The sequence below is a fragment of the Mycetohabitans sp. B2 genome (genome assembly GCF_021733735.1).
Lineage (GTDB): Bacteria > Pseudomonadota > Gammaproteobacteria > Burkholderiales > Burkholderiaceae > Mycetohabitans > Mycetohabitans rhizoxinica.
In genome coordinates, this window is record NZ_JAHKSP010000028.1 from 123,894 (window position 1) to 141,154 (window position 17,261).

The window sequence follows — 17,261 nt, forward strand, 5'->3', positions numbered from 1 at the left end:
TTCATGGCAAAAGAATTTGATGTCGTCGTGATCGGTGCGGGCCCTGGTGGCTACATTGCGGCAATCCGCGCCGCGCAGCTCGGCAAGAGCGTGGCTTGCATCGAGAAGTGGAAGAACCCGGCCGGCGAGCTCAAGCTCGGCGGCACCTGCCTGAATGTGGGTTGCATCCCGTCAAAGGCGTTGCTGGCCTCGTCCGAGGCGTTCGAGGATGCCTCGCATCACCTCGACGATCATGGCATTTCGGTATCGGACGTGAAAATCGATATCGCGAAAATGCATGCGCGCAAGGACGCGATCGTCAACAAGATGACCAAGGGCATCGAGTTCCTGTTCCGTAAGAACAAGATCACGTGGCTCAAGGGGCACGGCAAGTTCACCGGCAAGACGGACGCGGGCTATCAAATCGACGTGGCCGGTGATGGCGGCACGGAGTCGGTGATCGCGCGCAACGTAATCATTGCAACCGGCTCGAAGGCGCGCCACCTGCCGTTTGCGAAGGTGGACAACCGGATCGTCGCAGACAATGAAGGGGCGCTGGCATTCGACTCGGTGCCCAAGAAACTGGCGGTGATCGGCGCGGGCGTCATTGGGCTCGAACTGGGCTCGGTGTGGCGGCGCCTCGGTGCCGAGGTGACAGTGCTCGAGGCGCTGCCGTCATTCCTTGGTGCCGCCGACCAAGGGTTGGCAAAGGAAGCCGCGAAGCAGTTCGCGAAGCAGGGATTGAAGATTCACCTGGGCGTGCAGATCAGCGAGGTGAGTGCGACCGATAGCGGCGTGACGATCTCCTACGCGGACAAGGACGGTCACGCGCAGAAGCTCGAGGCCGATCGCCTGATCGTGTCCGTGGGCCGCGTGCCCAATACCGACGACCTCGGTCTTGACGCGATCGGGCTGACGGTTAACGAGCGCGGATTCATCGACGTCGACGACCATTGCCGTACCAAACTGCCCGGTGTCTATGCGATTGGCGACGTGGTGCGCGGTCCGATGCTCGCGCACAAGGCCGAGGACGAGGGTGTACTGGTCGCCGAGGTGATCGACGGGCAAAAGCCGCACATCGATTACAACTGCATCCCGTGGGTCATCTACACGGAGCCGGAGATTGCGTGGGTCGGCAAGACCGAAGAGCAATTGAAGGCGGAAGGCCGGCAGATCAAGGCCGGACAATTCCCGTTCATGGCCAACGGACGTGCGTTGGGCATCAATCGCGCCGATGGTTTCGTGAAGATGATTGCCGACGCGAATACCGATGAACTGCTTGGCGTGCACATTATCTCGGCGAATGCATCCGACCTGATCGCCGAGGCGGTTGTCGCGATGGAGTTCAAGGCTGCATCGGAGGACATCGGGCGAATTTGTCATCCGCATCCGTCGCTTTCCGAAGTGATGCGGGAGGCGGCGCTCGCCGTCGACAAGCGCGCGTTGAACATGTAACGCGAAGCCGGCATCCGCCTCGCGCCGAGGTGGATACCGAGGCTGGCTGCCGGTCGGGCTGAGTGAGATCGCCATGCGACAGGCGGCGAAATAGGGCGGGCCATACCCGCCCATTTTTTTGCACCGATGAACGTCACCGAATACTATGAGAAGGAACTGGCTGAACGCGGCTATCAGGCCGATGCGGCGCAACAACGCGCGATCAGCTGCCTGCAGCGCTGCTACGACGACTGGGTGGCTTACAAGGCGCGGCGTTCCAACGTGCTCAGAAAGTGGATCGTTCGAGCGGAGCCACCACGCGGGGTCTACCTGTGGGGCGGCGTCGGGCGCGGCAAGAGCTTCCTGATGGATAGTTTCTATGCTGTCGTGCCGGTGCAACGCAAGACGCGGCTGCATTTTCACGAATTCATGCGCGAGGTGCACCGTGAGCTTGAGGCACTCAAGGGCCGTGCCGATCCGCTGGACGAACTTGCACGACGGGTCGCGAAGCGTTATCGATTGATTTGCTTCGACGAGTTTCATGTCTCGGACATCGCCGATGCGATGATCCTTTATCGGTTGTTGTTGAAGTTGTTCGACAACGGCGTGCAGTTCGTGATGACGTCCAATTACGAACCCAGTACGCTATACCCGGACGGGTTGCATCGCGACCGGGTGCTGCCCGCGATCGACTTGATCAACGAAAGGCTCGACGTGTTGAACGTGGATGCCGGCACTGACTACCGGCAGCGCACGCTGGCGCGGGTGCAGGCCTACCATACGCCACTGGGCGCCCATGCCGACGGGGCATTGCGTGAGGCGTTCGCGCGGTTAGCCGCGATACCCGATGAGAGCCCGGTGCTGCATATCGAAAAACGCGAGATCAAGGCGCTGCGCCGCGCCGATGGAGTCGTCTGGTTCGATTTTGCAACGCTATGTGGTGGGCCACGGTCGCAAAACGACTACCTGGAGTTGGCGACACGCTTTCACACGATCATCTTGTCGGACGTGCCGCAGATGACGCCGCGCATGGCGTCCGAAGCGCGTCGCTACACGTGGTTGATCGACGTACTGTACGATCATAAGGTCAAGCTGTTGATGTCGGCTGCCGTGCCGGCCGAGCAGCTGTACGTTGAAGGGCCGATGGCCAATGAATTTGCGCGGACCGTGTCGCGCATTGTCGAGATGCAATCGAAGGAGTATCTCGAAGCGCCGCGGCGCATCGTCGATACGTCATTGACGTGACGATGTGTGGCCCCGTGGCCGTGCGCGGCGCGGTGCGCTGTCGACGGGCCGCGGTCCGATGGACGCTTACAACGCGTGACTGCTAGCTGACGGGGACATACAACGCGTGACTGCTGATTGATGGGGCGTGCAACGCGTTACGGCTGGCGGTCCCACGTCTGTGAGCGGCCGATCAACGACACGCCGATATAACCGCGCACGACCAGCTTTTGGCCGTTGTCCTCGACGTGCATCTTGCATTTGTAGACCTTGCCGTTCTCCGGATCAAGGATATGTCCACCCTCCCAACTGTCTGCGTCCTGTTTCATGCCGTCGATGATCGTCATGCCGAGCATAAACTGGTCCTTGCGCGCGTCGGTGCATGCGGTGCAGCGGCGATTGGGTTGGTCGTTTGCGGCTAGCCCCTCGATGATTTTGCCTGACAGCGTGCCGTCGGCTTCCTGCGCGATCTGGACCAACGCCTTCGGTTCTCCTGTGTGGTCGTCGATCGTTTGCCAAACGCCAATTGGCGATGCGTTGCCGGCGGCGAAGGCGTTGGCAACGGACATGGCCAACGTCATCGCGACTAGCATGCCGCGGACCACGCGGAGATTGAACAGCGCTTGCATCATGTCTTCCTCCTGAAACGAGTCGTATCTTCACGGGCTATGGTGGACCCGGTGCGATGACGGTGTGACGCGTCGCATGATGCAGGGGCGCGAACCGATACATACGGCAGTGCGGTACGACACGGCGTCGCCGCGTCACCGATCGTGAAAAGCATACGGCAAAGCGGCGCTGCCGTTTGGTAGAGCGACTTCTAAGCGCACGCGCGGTCGCTGGCATTTGCCCGCTGCGCCCCCCGTGCCGGCGCGAGAATGCGTCCGAGGTGTTGGTCGATCGCAGTCAGCGGGATAGGGCGGAATGCTCGCGGATTATTGCGGCGTTGGAAGTCAATGGCTGGAAGCGGCACGGCACCACGTAGCATCTGGGCATGAGCCGCGCGGTATGATGAAAAAGATGCGCCAATACTCAATCTTCGACGAGGAACCCGAAACCCACGAATTTAAGTAATATTGACCCCACGAAAAAGCGCACACTCGGAAAACAAATGAATCAATTACCACGAGCAAGGGGTAGGGTGCTGACGGCGGTTGCCGCGGCCATTGTCAGTCAAGCAGCGGCCGCGCGGGCCGGTATGCCGCCACAGGAGCCGGCTAGTAGCGTCGCTATCTCGCAGGAGCCGGCTGCCAACGTCGCGTTGCCTGACGCGGTGGCGTCTAGCACGCCCACGGCTGATGAGGCGCGTCATTCAACCGGCGGCAATGTCGCCGAATTGCAACGGCTGATCCACGCTTCGGCGTTGACCGAATTCCGCACGTCGTATAACGGCAGCTACGGTGCAAGCCTGCTGTTCTATGACAAAGAAATGACCTATTACATTGCGTTGTTCCAGCAAAAAAACTTTTGGCGTGTGATCAAGACGCAGGACCCAGTCCGAGCCGAAGCCATCTATGCGGGTTTGGTGCGGCAGACTGTGCAACTGTCCGATATCGAAATTCGTCGTGCGCGGCTGGAGGCGCAGAAGGCATTTACCGACCGTATGATCGCGCTGTCGCGTGATCGGGCTGTGCGGCTGCAGGCAGATTTGAACGTGGCGCGCGCGCAGGAGGCGGAAGTGACGACTCGACAGAAGCAGACCGCCGCGCAGGCGCAGGCACTGAACGAGCAGAAAACTGCTGCGCAAACGCAGCTGCGCGAGTTGCAGCGGCATATCCGTGACTTGCAGCGTCAGACCGAAGCCGGCCTGCCGCGTTCGAATCCCCGCTGAGCGGCGTACTCACGCATCGCTGGACAAGTCCCCGTGCCGCACCACTCGTGGTGTCCGACGCCGCCGCCGCGCGCCATTGCGCGGCGGCGCCAACACGTCATCGACAGAGGGGGACGGATGGGTCTCGTCGCGCGCGATGAGCACTGAAATGTCCCAGCACGCGATGAACAGCGCGGCAATCAATGGACCGATGACGAAGCCGTTGATGCCGAACGTGGCCATGCCGCCGACCGTGGAGATCAGTACGACCCAGTCAGGCAGCTTGGTGTCCTTGCCCACCAGAATCGGGCGCAGGATGTTGTCGACGCCGCCAATGACCAGCGAGCAGAATAGCCCCAGCACAACCGCTTTCCACAGCGGACCGGCCAGCAGGAAATAGATCGCTGCCGGCCCCCAGACCAGCGCCGAGCCAATCGCCGGCAGCAGTGACAGCAATGCCATCAGCGTGCCCCACAGCAGCGAGCCGCTGATCCCGAGGATGAAGAAGATTAGGCCGCCGAGCAGTCCCTGCACCGCGGCCACCGCGATATTGCCCTTGACCGTCGCGCGTACCACGGTGGTGAACTTGCCGAGCAGCTTTTGCTTGTGCGAGTCCGCGAGTGGCACCGCTTCACGGATACGCCGCGAAATGGCGCTGCCGTCACGCAGCAGGAAGAACACCATATAGAGCATGATGCCGAAGCCGACAGCGAACTGCAGCGTATTTTGACCGATCTCGACCGCCTGTGCGGCCACGAATTGGCTGATGCGGGCAGCCCCTTCGGTCAGTTTGGCCTGCAGGCTTTGCATGTCGGCCAGGCCGACGTCGTTAAGCCAGTGCTGCGCGAACGCGGGCAGTGCGCCGACCGCCTTCTGGAAATACAGTGTGACGTTCCATTGGCCGGTTTTGATTTGCTCGTAGGCGAACGAGACTTCCTGCACAAGTGTGCCGATCATCAGGCTGACGGGCAGGATCACGACTAGCACGCACAGACTCAGTGTGGCCAGTGCTGCGAGGTTCGCGCGGTTGCCCAAACGCGCGGTGAGCGTGCGCTGCAACGGCTGAAATAGGATCGCGAGGATTGTCCCCCAAAAAATTGCGCCGAAGAACGGCAGCAGAATCCAGATGAGGGCGAGCGATACTGCGTACAGTAGGACTTGAAAGCCTCTTTGATTCCGTGTGTTTCTGTCCATGAGTCCGGTCGGCACCGTCATGCGGTCCGCGCGTAGAAGGTGGGGGCGTTTGCTAGCGCCCGGGTAAGGCCATCTTGACATGGCGCGCCGCGCACGTCACGTCATAGCGTGAGCGGTACTGTCCAGGAACCGCGGGCGCGGACCAACAGGCCAGCGCCAGCAACGCGCACGGGCGTCGCTGGCGGACAAGGGGCCGGCTTGGTCATCGGTATGTTGATGATGCTGGCAAATAGGTCGATCGAGCCAATCATTACCGTCTATATGGCCCAGCGGGTGCCCGTCTCGCAGGTCACGATGGTGCTGGACTGGGTGATGTTCGCCGCCGCGCTTGGCCGCATCGTATCGGCGTCGTACCTAGGCAGGCTCGCCGAGCGCGTTACATCGCACAGGCGTCGGGCCGCTGCTTGGTGGCTTTTATGCAGGCCACCTCGGCATGGCGCCATGTTACATGTCGGCTTAATCGAGACGGCGCTTGTGCGCGGCATGGGCCGAGGCACGGTGTCTGCTACCTACGCATGCATACTTTGCATGGAGAGCATCATGAGTAGCACACTAGATCCCGACAACAATTTGTTGCAACCTCACGTGCCCGGCCACGATACCGAAGCGCTTGGCCCTGGCGATTCGTCCGACACTGGCAGTGACACGATTGGCGCGAAGCGGCACGATTTTGATCGTGACACGGCACTGGACAACCACGCGCTTGAAACGGGCATGGCGGAACAAGGCAGTGACACCGATCGTGCCGGCACGGGCGAGCGCGCTGCCGCCGATGGCGACGAGACGATAGAACTCGATGCAGACGTGATGCCGGATCGGATTGAACAGATACCTGCCCAGGATCGGGCCGATCGGCACGATTGAGTCGGCAAAGGCTGGCATACGCGATGCAATAAAACATCATTGCGGCACGGTGCTTGCTAAGGGTATTCATGAGTCACGGCGGGGCTACGGCCGTACTCGATCATGCCACTTTAATTGGAGAACTTATAATGAAGTTAACTACAGTCGTTTGCCTTGGTGCGCTGCTGCTTACCCCGGCTGTTCATGCTCAAACACAGGCTGCGTCAACGACGGCCGCGAACCCGCTGTCAAGTGCGGATCGTGACTTTATCCAAGCGGCCACGATGTCGTCATCGACTGAGATTGATGCGGGCAAGCTTGCGCACAAGAAGTCGAGTAACGCAGATGTCAGATCATTTGCGCGTCATATGATCGCCGACCATATGAGGTTGACGGTGCAGTTGAAAGCGGTGGCCCCTCATGGCGTGGAGGTGCCCAAGGACAATTCCGATATTGCACTGCTTGAATCACTCAAGTCCTTGACTGGCGCGAACTTCGATCACGCGTATGTGCGTAAGGTGGGCCTGGAGGCGCACCGGCAAGCTATCGCCGCATTCGAGAAAGAAGCGAAGGATGGAGAGCTTCCATCGTTGAAGGAGGCGGCGCTAAAGGCTCTGCCTACGCTCAGAGAACACTACCAGATGTCGCAGAAGCTTGCACAAAAGTTGGGGATTGTCGAGTAAGCCGCAATATAGTTTGGCCTGCGCCCGTTAATAACGGGCGTGGCCCGGCCACAGGCTACATGCTGATAGTCACGGTTGTCGTGGTGTTCCCGTCACCTACCGCAGGGTCAATGCGCGCTTGCCATGACGCGCATCGGTGGAGTGAATAAGACGGTGTTGTCAGAACTGGTAGTTAATCGACACGTCACAGACGCCGTTGAGTCGCGAACGGGTAATTGGGCTGTCCGCTGCGCTGCCAAGCATGCGCTTGAAGGCGCCGTCAGCGCTGACGAACCAATGTTTGTTCACGAAGTAGACCATTGTGATACCAAAACCCGCAGACTTCAGTCCGGCACGCGCGTCGTATCGACGGTATCCGGACTGCGCGGCTTGGTCCGGATTGACACCAAACCAGCTGTTCATGTACTTTGCGTCCGCGAAGGTCACTGACGGACCCGCGAACCAGTAGAACGTCTCCGAACTGCCGGGCAACGGCATATAGGTGCCTAGATCGAACCACCAGCCATTCGAGCCGCCGAAGCTGCGTGTGGCCACGCCGCGCAGCACCAGCGGAAATTGTTTCGATACCGCGTACTCCGCAGCGATTTTCATCTCCGGCGCCGGGCTGATGTTGCCCAGCCCATTGAGCCGCGAAGGGTCATCGTGGCCGCGCCGGCCCAGGTCGTACGCCGCGGCGACACTGATACGCCAGTTCGGCCCGCGCAGTACATTAACGCCGATACCTTCGCCGGTCGATAAGAACGCAAGGTCGCGATAGCGCATATCCACGCTCGGGCCGACCAATGTGTGATATCGGTTCTCACCGTCATAGCGCGGCTTGAATGTCGTGCCGATGCCAAGCCTCGTCTCCCATTCTGGGGTAGACGACACGTACAGTTTTTGCAGTGCAATACCGGCCGAGTACTGCCATTCGCCTAGCGGCGACGGCGTCTGTGCCTGCGTCGGCGCGGTGTAAAGCATCAATGCCATTGCGGCTGCGGTAAGCGGGGTGGGATCCCGTCGTTGGGAGTCGCGAACACGATGGGTGGAGCAGGATTGTTGCCCCGCCGTGCAGATGTCGAGCGCCATTGGGCCTCCGATTATCAAACGGACGAGCGAGGGTAGCACATACTATGCCAATCGGATGCGCTACCGCTCACGCCCTGTATTGCTTTGCAGCACGCTGTTGTACCGCCTGCATGGCCTGCCGCAAAAGCGAGATGCGGCAACGACAGCGCAGTGTAGTGAAAAATTTGCCGTCACGGGGCGCTGTCTCACGCCAGGCGTCAGGCCACTTGTCTGGCCCCTCATGCCGGAGGCGGTCGTTCGCGCGCCGCGGTGCTGCAAGGACGAGGCGAACGGATTGCGCTGCCGGTATCGCGTGCCATGCTGGCCAGCCGCGTCTTGTCGGGTATGACGGTTGCGCAAATCGATGCGCCGTGCATGTTGCGCGGCGTGCTATACGGTGCGGTACCGGCGAGGAAGACATGATGACAAGCCCACGCGAACATATGATTGATTGGCTGAAGGACGCCTATGCGATGGAGCAGCATGCCGAGTCGATGCTCAAGGCGCAAGCTTCGAGACTGGAACATTACCCCAAGCTCAAGCAGCGCATCGAGCAGCACATTGACGAGACGATGTCCCAGCAAAGGCTGCTCGAGCAGTGCCTGGACCGATTGAACAGTAGCCCATCGACGATTAAGAACCTTGCCGCCCGGGCTGCCGCATTTGGGCAAGCGCTCGGCGGGATGACCGTCACCGATGAGGTGGTCAAGGGCGGCATGGCTGGCTATGTATTCGAGCATATCGAGATTGCCGCGTACACGGCATTGATCGCGGCCGCCCGTGCGGCCGGCGACGTCGAGACGCAACGTTGTTGCGAGCAGATTCTGCCCCAGGAGGTCGAGATGGCGCGTTGGCTGCACGACAACCTGCCAGAAGTCGTGACTGCCTTCCTGGCCCGTTCCGCGGGCGAGCGCGACGACGCGAAGCGTTGACCCCCATACGCAAGCGGAACCTGGTCATGAGCTTGCCCGGCATCTCGCCGGGTCGGCGTGGCTGCGTTGGATGCTTGCCGATGGCACACTCGTCGCCGTCGGTGCGCTGGCGACAGTGGCGGGCCGCACGCCCGGCTCAGCGCTGCAATAATGTGCTGCACCGCTGGAGCCGGACAGGCTTGCGCTTAGCGATATCCCGTCGCTTGCCGATCCGGCCGCCGCTGAAGTGTCTTCCAGTGCTGGGGCACTGGCGGCGTCGCGCACCGCCATGGCAGGTGTCACGGCCATAACGCCGGTGGTCATCACGTCGATTGCTTGATGGTCGTGTCCGCGCCACGCGTGCGGCGTGTGGTTTGATTTCAGTCAAGGGCCCGGGCACGGATTGAGGCGATCATTGATACGTGGAGCAAATACGGGTGTTCGGGTCGTGTGCCTGGGTGGCCGGATACCGCGACGCTCATTGATTGGCGTCATGGCGTACCGGCAGGCGATACGCGGCGCTGCACTTATCGATGCCGGGGTTGTGTGCGACGGACATCCGGCGAGCCGGCCTGCCGGGCGGCAAACCAGTTCACGAGGCATATGCCAGGGAGAAAAATGGGTTACCTGATGTGGATGATTGGTGTGGGTGCGGCGTTATGCGCGGGATTTGCCAGCGCGATCTGGTTTGAGAGGAATCGGGGCTCGGCGCGCGCCACTTGTCCGGTGCGCACTGCGCCGAGGGGGGATTTGAAAAGGAGAACAGGATCTTGAAGGAGGGCACGAGCGACGCCATGCCCAGCGGTGCGGACCCGCACGCGCTGCGCCGCTACGCGATCTATCCGGAGCGTGGGTGGTTCGTTGACGCGTTCGACGAAGCGGCGCTGGCGGCCTGTTACGCCAGCGCGTCGCCGATCAGCGGTGCTGGTTTGGGTGACGGGGCGGGTACGGACCCGGCGCATATCGCACTGTCGGTTGTCGTACCGGCGCTCGCACCGGGCAATGCCGCCTATCTAGCGTTTGCGCGCCGCATCGACGACGACATCGCGTTTCACCGGCAATGGGATCCGGCGCGATCCGACGTCGTGGAGTTGCACTGGAGCGGCGCGCTCGGCTTGCTCGGGACAAGCGGCATCGCGCGGCTCGTCGCATTATTGCGGCAGCGGTTCGCGTTCGCGCGCGATGCCCGCTGGTCGGTTTCGCTCGATTGGCGTGCCGCACATGACGAGACATTGCTCCACACGCTGGCATTGAACGGCTTCGCGCATCTCGAACTGCGCGGCGGCGCAACGACGACGGCGCAGCCCGGCGGCATCGCCGAGGGCACGTGGTCATCGGCAGAACGCGCCGACGTGGGCGAGCAGGGCCCGACGGACGCCAAGCGGCGGCGTTTAGCCGAACTCGTCGCGTTGGCCCGAACGCATGGTTTTGCAACGGTGGGGGCGGTGCTCGAGTATGGTGCTGGGCCGCGCGGGCCTCGCGGCCCAGCACTGGGCGTGCAATCGCCGGGCACGCTGCACGCGCTCGATGCATTAATCGCCGAGGGTGTCACGCGGATCCGTTTGCAAACGCGTTGCACGCGCGCCGACGTGCTCGCCGAGCGGGTGGCACTGGTCGAGCGGTTACATGCGTGTGGCTACGTGCAATTGGGTATCGACGACTACGCGCGTCGCGATGATCCGTTGGTATTGGCGCAGCGATTCGGTCGTCTCGTATGCAAGCCGTTCGGCTTGTCCTCGCGTGCGACGCGCGCTGTCGTGCCGCTCGGGCCGGGGGCGATCGGCGCCACCGCCGACGCCTATTTCCAGCATCTGGAGGCAGTGCCGTCCGGACCCGTGCGTTCTATCACGGGGCGCAAGGTGCACGCGCCCGGCTTGCGCGGATGGCGCTTGTCGGCCGACGACGCGATCCGTCGCACGGTCATCCAGTCGCTGGCCACCAATTTCTTCATCGACCGGCAGGCGATCGAGTTGGCGCACAACATCGAGTTTTCCGACTACTTCGCCAACGAGATCCGCGTGCTGCGCCGCTGTGCGAATGCCGGCCTGCTGTCGCTGGAGGGCAACTTCATCGAGACGACCGATGCGGGGCGCGTGCGTTTGGGCAATCTGTGCGGCATCTTCGATCGTTATCGCCACATGCGCCATACGTGGCTGCGTTCATTGGCCGGCACGGCCTGCTCGCTCGAGCCGTTGCTTGCCGTGTGTTGAGTGCAGTGTCTGGTATCGGGCGCAACCGCCCTGCGCCGCCGCTAGCCTGCGTGGCGGTCCAGCACGGCGCGGGTATGCTGGGCGATCATCAAGTTTTCGTCGGTCAGCACGACCTAGACGTTGATGCGCGACGCCTCGCTGGAGATGCGCGGGCCATCCGCGCGGTTGACGTCGGCATCCAGCTCGACGCCAAGCATCCAGCTCGACGTCAAGGTAACGAAGTGCGTCGTGTACGCAGGCGTGCCCCGGTGCCGATGCCATCGATGCCGCCGTGCGCCCCAAGTTCTAGCGCGCGACTAGGACCGGTTTCGTACAGCGAGAACTTGATGCGCGACGAGCCTGCGTTCAGTATCAGGAATGGTACTTGTATGGCATTGGCAACGTGACAGATTTAAAGGCCGGCGGCAACCCGGCCGGCAAGCGCCACGCCTGCGCCGGCCAGTGACGCTGCCGTATATAGGGCGGAACGTGTACGACGGGTCACATGCTCAGGTGTCTCATGAGGTGCACGCGCGGTTAAGGCCAAGTGTACGCGGCGTGGGCCGACGGGTCACGAGACGACGTCCTCAAGAGGCCGGCGTCCGGGGTGTCGTGCCGGCGGTGCATAGCCGACGCGCAACAGCAACTGTGGGACCGCCGTCGTGCCGCACAGTTGTGCCAGTTGCGCACGCAGCGCGCCGACTTCAATGGGTTGATTCAGATATGATGCGGTGACGCCGTCGCGCGCCAGAGTCAGCAGCACGCGTTGCAGCGCTTGACCGGCCGCTAGCCACGCGTCGTGCGTATGCCGTCGGTGACTAGCAGTATGAGCCGTGGTGATCCGCGGACCAATTCGCGATGGGCGGCGGCTACGCCGTTGCCCACGTCGAAGGTCCGCACGATCGACGCCGAGACCGGCGTGGCCAGCGCTAGCATCGTGTCCGCGACGCTGGCATACAACGGCATGCCTTCGGCGTGGCGTGCCGGTCGCAACCATTGGGCCAGTTCGCGCCGGAATCTTGGGTCGCTGAACTGCAGTCGATCAGCCTCGGCGATCAGTTCGGCGATGCGCTCGCGCACCGTACACTTGCCGATGCACCGAGCCTGTGCGCCTTCGGTTGCCGCAGCCTGCGCAAGTTCCTGGCACAGTGCTTTGGGCACGGGCGTGTCGGCAAATCGCGTGTGCGTCGTCACACGCCGGGTGATCGCCGGCAACAGGGCGCGCAACGCCGGATCGGCAAAGCCAGAAGTCGTTATCCGGACTTTGGCCAGCACCAATGTACCGGCTAGCCGTGTCACATCATTTTTTAACGCGCTTGTTGACACAACGGTGGCAGATCAGCATAATAGCGTTCTTCGCTGATTACGCAGCAAAGCCGCCCAGGTGGCGGAATTGGTAGACGCACTAGTTTCAGGTACTAGCGGGTAACTCCGTGGAGGTTCGAGTCCTCTCCTGGGCACCAACGGTTGCGCTGTTGTGATGCGACGAAGTGGTACGATAAACCCTGTAAGATAAAGGTCTTACAGGGTTTTTTGTCTTTCAGCCAGCCGGCGGGCAAGCCGGTGGTTCATCCGTGTCAACGTGCGTGCTGTCCGCAACGCCGGCGCACCAAGCGCATCGACCCTGCATCGGCCAAACCCGGTGTTAGAATCATTTACCAGTGAGTTGGCCGGTGCCACCGTGCGTCGGCCGGGCAGTGACGATCCGTGACACGCCAACCCGCGCGTCGCGCGCATTCACGACAACCATTCATCGACAAGGCCTTGAGCAAATACCCCTATCCGATTCCTAGCCGCGAAGAAATTCTCGGCGTACTGCGCACGACCGAACAGCCGCTTGCCGGCAATGACATTGCCGAAGCACTCGCGATCAAGCGCCAGGAGCGCGAAGGGTTTTTCAAGCGCCTCGGCGCGATGGAGCGCGATGGCCAGATCAGGCTCGACAAGCGCGGTTATTACCAGCTCACGCATCCGTCGAACTTTGTCGCCGGTCGGGTTCAGGGCCATCGCGACGGCTACGGCTTCCTGATTCGCGACGATGCCGGTGTCGACCTATTCCTGTCCAATGCAGAGATGCAGAAGGTCATGCACAACGACCGGGTGCTCGCGCGCGTGTCGGGTTATGACCGGCGCGGCCGTCCGGAGGCCCACATTGTCGAAGTTACCGAGCGGGCGAACAAGCGAATCATCGGCCGGTTGCTGAACGAGAACGGTGCATGGATCGTTGCGCCGGAGGACAAGCGGATCGGCCATGACATCCTTGTGACGCAGACGGGCAAGGTCAAGCCCAAGTCCGGCCAGGTCGTCTCGATCGAGTTAACAGACTTCCCGAGCCGTCATTCGCAGCCGGTCGGCAAGATCGTCGAGGTGCTGGGCGACATCGACGATCCTGGCATGGAAATCGAGATCGCCGTGCGCAAGTATGGCGTGCCGCACCAGTTCTCGGACGCGGCGCTCGCGCAGGCGGCCAAGCTGCCCGACGACGTGCGTGCGGCCGATCTACGTCAGCGCGTGGATTTGCGCGATGTGCCACTCGTGACGATCGATGGCGAGGACGCTCGTGATTTTGACGACGCCGTGTATTGCGAGCCGGTCCGCGTCGGCAGGCAAAACGGCTTTCGGCTGCTCGTGGCGATCGCCGACGTGTCGCACTACGTGGCCGACGGTGACGCGCTTGATCATGACGCGCTCGAGCGCAGCACGTCGGTGTATTTCCCGCGCCGCGTGATTCCGATGCTGCCCGAGAAGCTGTCCAACGGGCTGTGCTCGCTGAATCCGCAGGTGGATCGCTGCACGCTCGTCTGCGACATGGTGATCAATGCGAGTGGCGACATCAAGGCATACCAGTTCTATCCGGCAGTGATGCACTCGGCGGCGCGGCTCACATACACCGAGGTGGCCGCGGTCTTATCGAACACGAAGGGTCCCGAGGCGGCGCGGCGCGGCGCGTTGCTGCCGCATCTGCAAAACCTGCATGCGGTGTTTAAGGCGTTGCTGCTGGCACGCGAAAAACGCGGCGCGATCGATTTTGACACGACCGAGACATACATCGCGTGCAATGCGCAAGGCAAGATTGAGCAGATTCTGCCGCGCCAGCGCAACGACGCACACAAGCTGATCGAGGAGTGTATGCTCGCGGCGAACGTGTGCGCGGCCGACTTCCTAAAACGCAACAAGCATCCCGCGTTGTATCGGGTACATGCGGGGCCGACCGACGAGAAACTGGCGAATCTGCGCGCGTTCCTGCGCGGTTTCGGGCTGACACTGGGCGGCGGCGACAAGCCGCACGCGAACGATTATGCGGCGCTGATGAAGCAGGTGCGAGACCGGTCCGACGCGATGATGCTGCAGACGATGCTGCTGCGCTCGATGCAGCAAGCCGTCTACAGTCCCGACAATATCGGACACTTCGGTCTCGCGTACGACGCGTATGCACACTTTACCAGTCCGATCCGACGTTATCCAGACTTGCTCACGCACCGTGCGATCCGCGCGATTCTGGCGGGCAAGCAGTACCAACCTCATGCCGCCGGCGACGTCAAGCTCAATACGTCGCTGGCGCCTCATGCGCGTGCCTTGCAGCGTGATGACGAACGCGCGCGTTCGCGCGACGCGATCTGGGAGGCGCTTGGCCTGCATTGCTCGGCCAATGAACGCCGTGCCGACGAGGCATCGCGCGACGTCGAGGCATGGCTGAAGTGCTACTTCATGCGCGACAAGCTCGGCGAAGAATACGGCGGAATGGTCAGCAGCGTGACACCATTCGGTATTTTCGTGCAGCTTGACTCACTGTTCATCGAGGGGTTGGTCCACGTCACCGAACTTGGCGCCGACTATTTCCAGTACGACGAGATCAAAAACGAATTGCGCGGCGAGCGTACCGGGATACGGTATCGCCTGTCCGAGCGCGTGCGTGTGCAAGTCAGTCGTGTCGACCTGGATGCGCGCAAGATCGATTTTCGCCTGGTGCGCGAAGTGTCGGCTAAGTCGCCGTTGCGCGCAGCCCCGCGTAACGTGGCCGCTGACGAGGCGAGCGGCTGTGCCCCGCGGGTGCAGCCACTTGCTTCAGTGGACGGCGGCCCGCGCGGTGAGACGGCGGCGTCTGCGCCGAGCGCGCCTATCAACGACGCACGCGGCGCGGCTAAGGCTGCCGCGAAGAAACGTCTGCCGGCCGGCGCTGGCGCAAATGGACGGGTGCGCGGCAAGAAACGGTAGATCGGTCGCGCCACACTTTTTTGAAAGCGGTTCCTATGGCACGTTTAAAAGTTCTTTATGGATTCCACGCGGTCACCGCGCGGCTACGTCACGACTCGTCCAGCATCGAGGAGGTGCTGTACGACGCGACGCGACGCGATCGCCGCATGCAGGATTTTCTGCAAGCGGCGCAATCATCCGGGGTCCGGCTGATTGCCGCCGACGATGCGCGGCTGCACGGGCTGGCCGGCACGCACCGGCACCAGGGTGTCGTCGCACGCGCGACGGATTTGCCGCTTGCGCAAAACCTGGCCGAGTTGCTCGACGCGCTGCCCGGACCCGCGCTGCTACTGGTGCTGGACGGAGTCACCGATCCGCACAACCTTGGCGCGTGCTTGCGCGTGGCCGATGCGGCAGGCGCGCACGCAGTGATTGCACCGCGCGATCGTGCGGTTGGCCTCAATTCGACTGCCGCGAAGGTAGCCAGTGGCGCGGCCGAGACCGTGCCCTACATCACGGTCACCAATCTTGCTCGTACACTGCGTGAATTGAAGGACGCCGGCGTCTGGGTGATCGGTACGGCTGGCGACGCTCAGCGCAGCCTGTACGATATCGCGCTTGATGGCCCGGTCGCGCTGGTCATGGGCGCCGAAGGGGAGGGCATGCGCAGGTTGACGCGTGAGACCTGTGACGACTTGATGCACATCCCGATGATGGGCAGTGTGGGCAGCCTAAATGTGTCGGTTGCCAGCGGCATCTGCCTGTTTGAGGCAGTTAGGCAGCGTACGGGCATTAAAAATTAATGATTTAAAATGCATGTTGCCGCTTCTATGAAGCGTTGATGCCCATGCAGTACCCCCGCGATTGCCTTTAAAAAGGCAGCTTAATGCAAGGCGCTAGCCGACTGGGAGCGAGCGCGTGCGTTCCGCGCCTTATCGAAGCAATCCTCGCTGCTGGCAGCAGCACGTTGAAGATGGCTTTCCACACTGATCGAAGCTACCGTCGGCTTGCTGCGACCTGGCTGTGCGCCTAAGCTAGTGCGCTGAGGCACGCTCCAATTCATCGGCAAGGAATTGGCAAACGCTGGCCCGCCGCGCGCGCAGCCACATCGTGGCAAGGCCGAATACGTCCTTATTCGCGTTATGAATGGCTCAGTGTGACGGGTAGCGGCGCTGCGCTGACCTCTAATGGGCATAATGAGCAGTGTGCCTTCAGCCCGGCCGGCAGTGGGGGGCAAGCCATGGCGATAGGAGCAGCTCAGCTGCCAACCCCGGCGGCGCGGCTACACTGCGCGCATGCTGGACTACGCTGTGCGCACGCACGACTATGCCGGGTTGGCCTGCCGCAGCGGCTTGAGGCGCACCGCGCGAAGGTATGCGCTTACGTTTAATTACGTGGCGCATGGTCCTATGCTGCTCAGCACTGAATTGTCCTTATTGTTAGTGGCAAATCTGCTTCATGTCGGCTTCGGACAAGCCCGTCATACGCTTGACCGTTTCGCGCTCCAAGCCGTTTTCTAGCAACGTGCGCGCGATCTTCAGCGCAGCTTCCTTGTGCCCTTCTTCACGGCCTTTTTCACGACCTTCTTCGCGCCCCAGCATCCGGCCGCGCTCCAGGCCTTTTTGCTCGAGCTTCTGTGCAATCGTCATCAAAACCTCCTCGTGTTGCGGGGAACGGAGCGCCAACTCTCGGATAAATCGCTCCGGATCCGTCGTGTCGCCCCACTGCAGCATATAATGCATCAGCGACACCA

Annotated in this window: 15 protein-coding genes and 1 tRNA gene; 10 read left to right on the forward strand and 6 right to left on the reverse strand. The window is 61.9% G+C overall.

The features are described from left to right. The first annotated feature begins 3 nt into the window (after positions 1 to 3). Both lpdA and zapE read left to right on the forward strand, forming a co-directional pair. Positions 4 to 1,434, forward strand: coding sequence for a dihydrolipoyl dehydrogenase (lpdA, locus tag KPG66_RS06490; RefSeq protein ID WP_237070318.1), 1,431 nt, complete (start codon positions 4 to 6; stop codon positions 1,432 to 1,434). Positions 1,435 to 1,560: 126 nt separating this feature from the next. Continuing rightward, positions 1,561 to 2,658 (forward strand): cell division protein ZapE, encoded by a 1,098-nt coding sequence (gene zapE / locus KPG66_RS06495; RefSeq protein WP_013435210.1) that lies wholly within the window; start codon positions 1,561 to 1,563, stop codon positions 2,656 to 2,658. A 137-nt stretch (positions 2,659 to 2,795) separates the two neighbouring features. On the opposite strand, the gene KPG66_RS06500 is transcribed toward zapE, so the two are convergent. Next, positions 2,796 to 3,269: a DUF2147 domain-containing protein gene (locus KPG66_RS06500; RefSeq protein ID WP_442929415.1), complete on the reverse strand. Its 474-nt coding sequence runs from the start codon at positions 3,267 to 3,269 to the stop codon at positions 2,796 to 2,798. A 479-nt stretch (positions 3,270 to 3,748) separates the two neighbouring features. Here KPG66_RS06500 and KPG66_RS06505 point away from each other — a divergent pair, with 479 nt between their 5' ends. Beyond that, positions 3,749 to 4,468, forward strand: coding sequence for a DUF2968 domain-containing protein (locus KPG66_RS06505; protein WP_013435213.1), 720 nt, complete (start codon positions 3,749 to 3,751; stop codon positions 4,466 to 4,468). Between the two features lie 9 nt (positions 4,469 to 4,477). Here the strand turns inward: KPG66_RS06505 and KPG66_RS06510 are convergent, their stop codons facing one another. Next, on the reverse strand, positions 4,478 to 5,641 hold the full coding sequence (locus tag KPG66_RS06510; RefSeq protein WP_237070319.1) for an AI-2E family transporter: 1,164 nt from the start codon (positions 5,639 to 5,641) through the stop codon (positions 4,478 to 4,480). Positions 5,642 to 5,839: 198 nt separating this feature from the next. On the opposite strand from KPG66_RS06510, the gene KPG66_RS17880 reads away from it, so the two are divergent. Then, a complete protein-coding gene (locus KPG66_RS17880) occupies positions 5,840 to 6,505 on the forward strand; it encodes a hypothetical protein (RefSeq protein WP_442929416.1) in 666 nt (221 codons plus the stop codon). 128 nt (positions 6,506 to 6,633) lie between these two features. After that, entirely contained in the window at positions 6,634 to 7,167 is a 534-nt protein-coding gene (locus KPG66_RS06520; protein WP_041754247.1) for a DUF4142 domain-containing protein, read from the forward strand. 159 nt (positions 7,168 to 7,326) lie between these two features. On the opposite strand, the gene KPG66_RS06525 is transcribed toward KPG66_RS06520, so the two are convergent. Then, positions 7,327 to 8,136 (reverse strand): MipA/OmpV family protein, encoded by an 810-nt coding sequence (locus KPG66_RS06525; protein ID WP_237070320.1) that lies wholly within the window; start codon positions 8,134 to 8,136, stop codon positions 7,327 to 7,329. Positions 8,137 to 8,636: 500 nt separating this feature from the next. Here KPG66_RS06525 and KPG66_RS06530 point away from each other — a divergent pair, with 500 nt between their 5' ends. Together KPG66_RS06530 and KPG66_RS06535 are read left to right on the forward strand one after the other, a co-directional pair. Then, positions 8,637 to 9,146: a ferritin-like domain-containing protein gene (locus tag KPG66_RS06530; RefSeq protein ID WP_237070321.1), complete on the forward strand. Its 510-nt coding sequence runs from the start codon at positions 8,637 to 8,639 to the stop codon at positions 9,144 to 9,146. Between the two features lie 749 nt (positions 9,147 to 9,895). Next, positions 9,896 to 11,335 (forward strand): hypothetical protein, encoded by a 1,440-nt coding sequence (locus KPG66_RS06535; protein ID WP_237070322.1) that lies wholly within the window; start codon positions 9,896 to 9,898, stop codon positions 11,333 to 11,335. Between the two features lie 550 nt (positions 11,336 to 11,885). Here KPG66_RS06535 and KPG66_RS06540 read toward each other — a convergent pair. Further along, positions 11,886 to 12,077, reverse strand: a complete 192-nt coding sequence (locus tag KPG66_RS06540; protein ID WP_049786376.1) for a hypothetical protein — start codon at positions 12,075 to 12,077, stop codon at positions 11,886 to 11,888. A 23-nt stretch (positions 12,078 to 12,100) separates the two neighbouring features. Continuing rightward, a complete protein-coding gene (locus tag KPG66_RS06545) occupies positions 12,101 to 12,640 on the reverse strand; it encodes a hypothetical protein (RefSeq protein ID WP_013435224.1) in 540 nt (179 codons plus the stop codon). Positions 12,641 to 12,692: 52 nt separating this feature from the next. On the opposite strand from KPG66_RS06545, the gene KPG66_RS06550 reads away from it, so the two are divergent. The 3 genes from KPG66_RS06550 to rlmB all read left to right on the forward strand — a co-directional run bounded on the left by KPG66_RS06550 (position 12,693) and on the right by rlmB (position 16,311). Continuing rightward, positions 12,693 to 12,777 (forward strand) — tRNA-Leu (locus KPG66_RS06550). 301 nt (positions 12,778 to 13,078) lie between these two features. Next, positions 13,079 to 15,529, forward strand: coding sequence for a ribonuclease R (rnr, locus tag KPG66_RS06555; RefSeq protein ID WP_237070323.1), 2,451 nt, complete (start codon positions 13,079 to 13,081; stop codon positions 15,527 to 15,529). A gap of 35 nt (positions 15,530 to 15,564) precedes the next feature. Continuing rightward, entirely contained in the window at positions 15,565 to 16,311 is a 747-nt protein-coding gene (gene rlmB / locus KPG66_RS06560) for a 23S rRNA (guanosine(2251)-2'-O)-methyltransferase RlmB (protein WP_041753465.1), read from the forward strand. Positions 16,312 to 16,947: 636 nt separating this feature from the next. Here the strand turns inward: rlmB and KPG66_RS06565 are convergent. After that, positions 16,948 to 17,261 (reverse strand): Rpn family recombination-promoting nuclease/putative transposase (locus KPG66_RS06565; protein ID WP_237070324.1); only part of this gene is annotated, 314 nt, incomplete at its 5' end.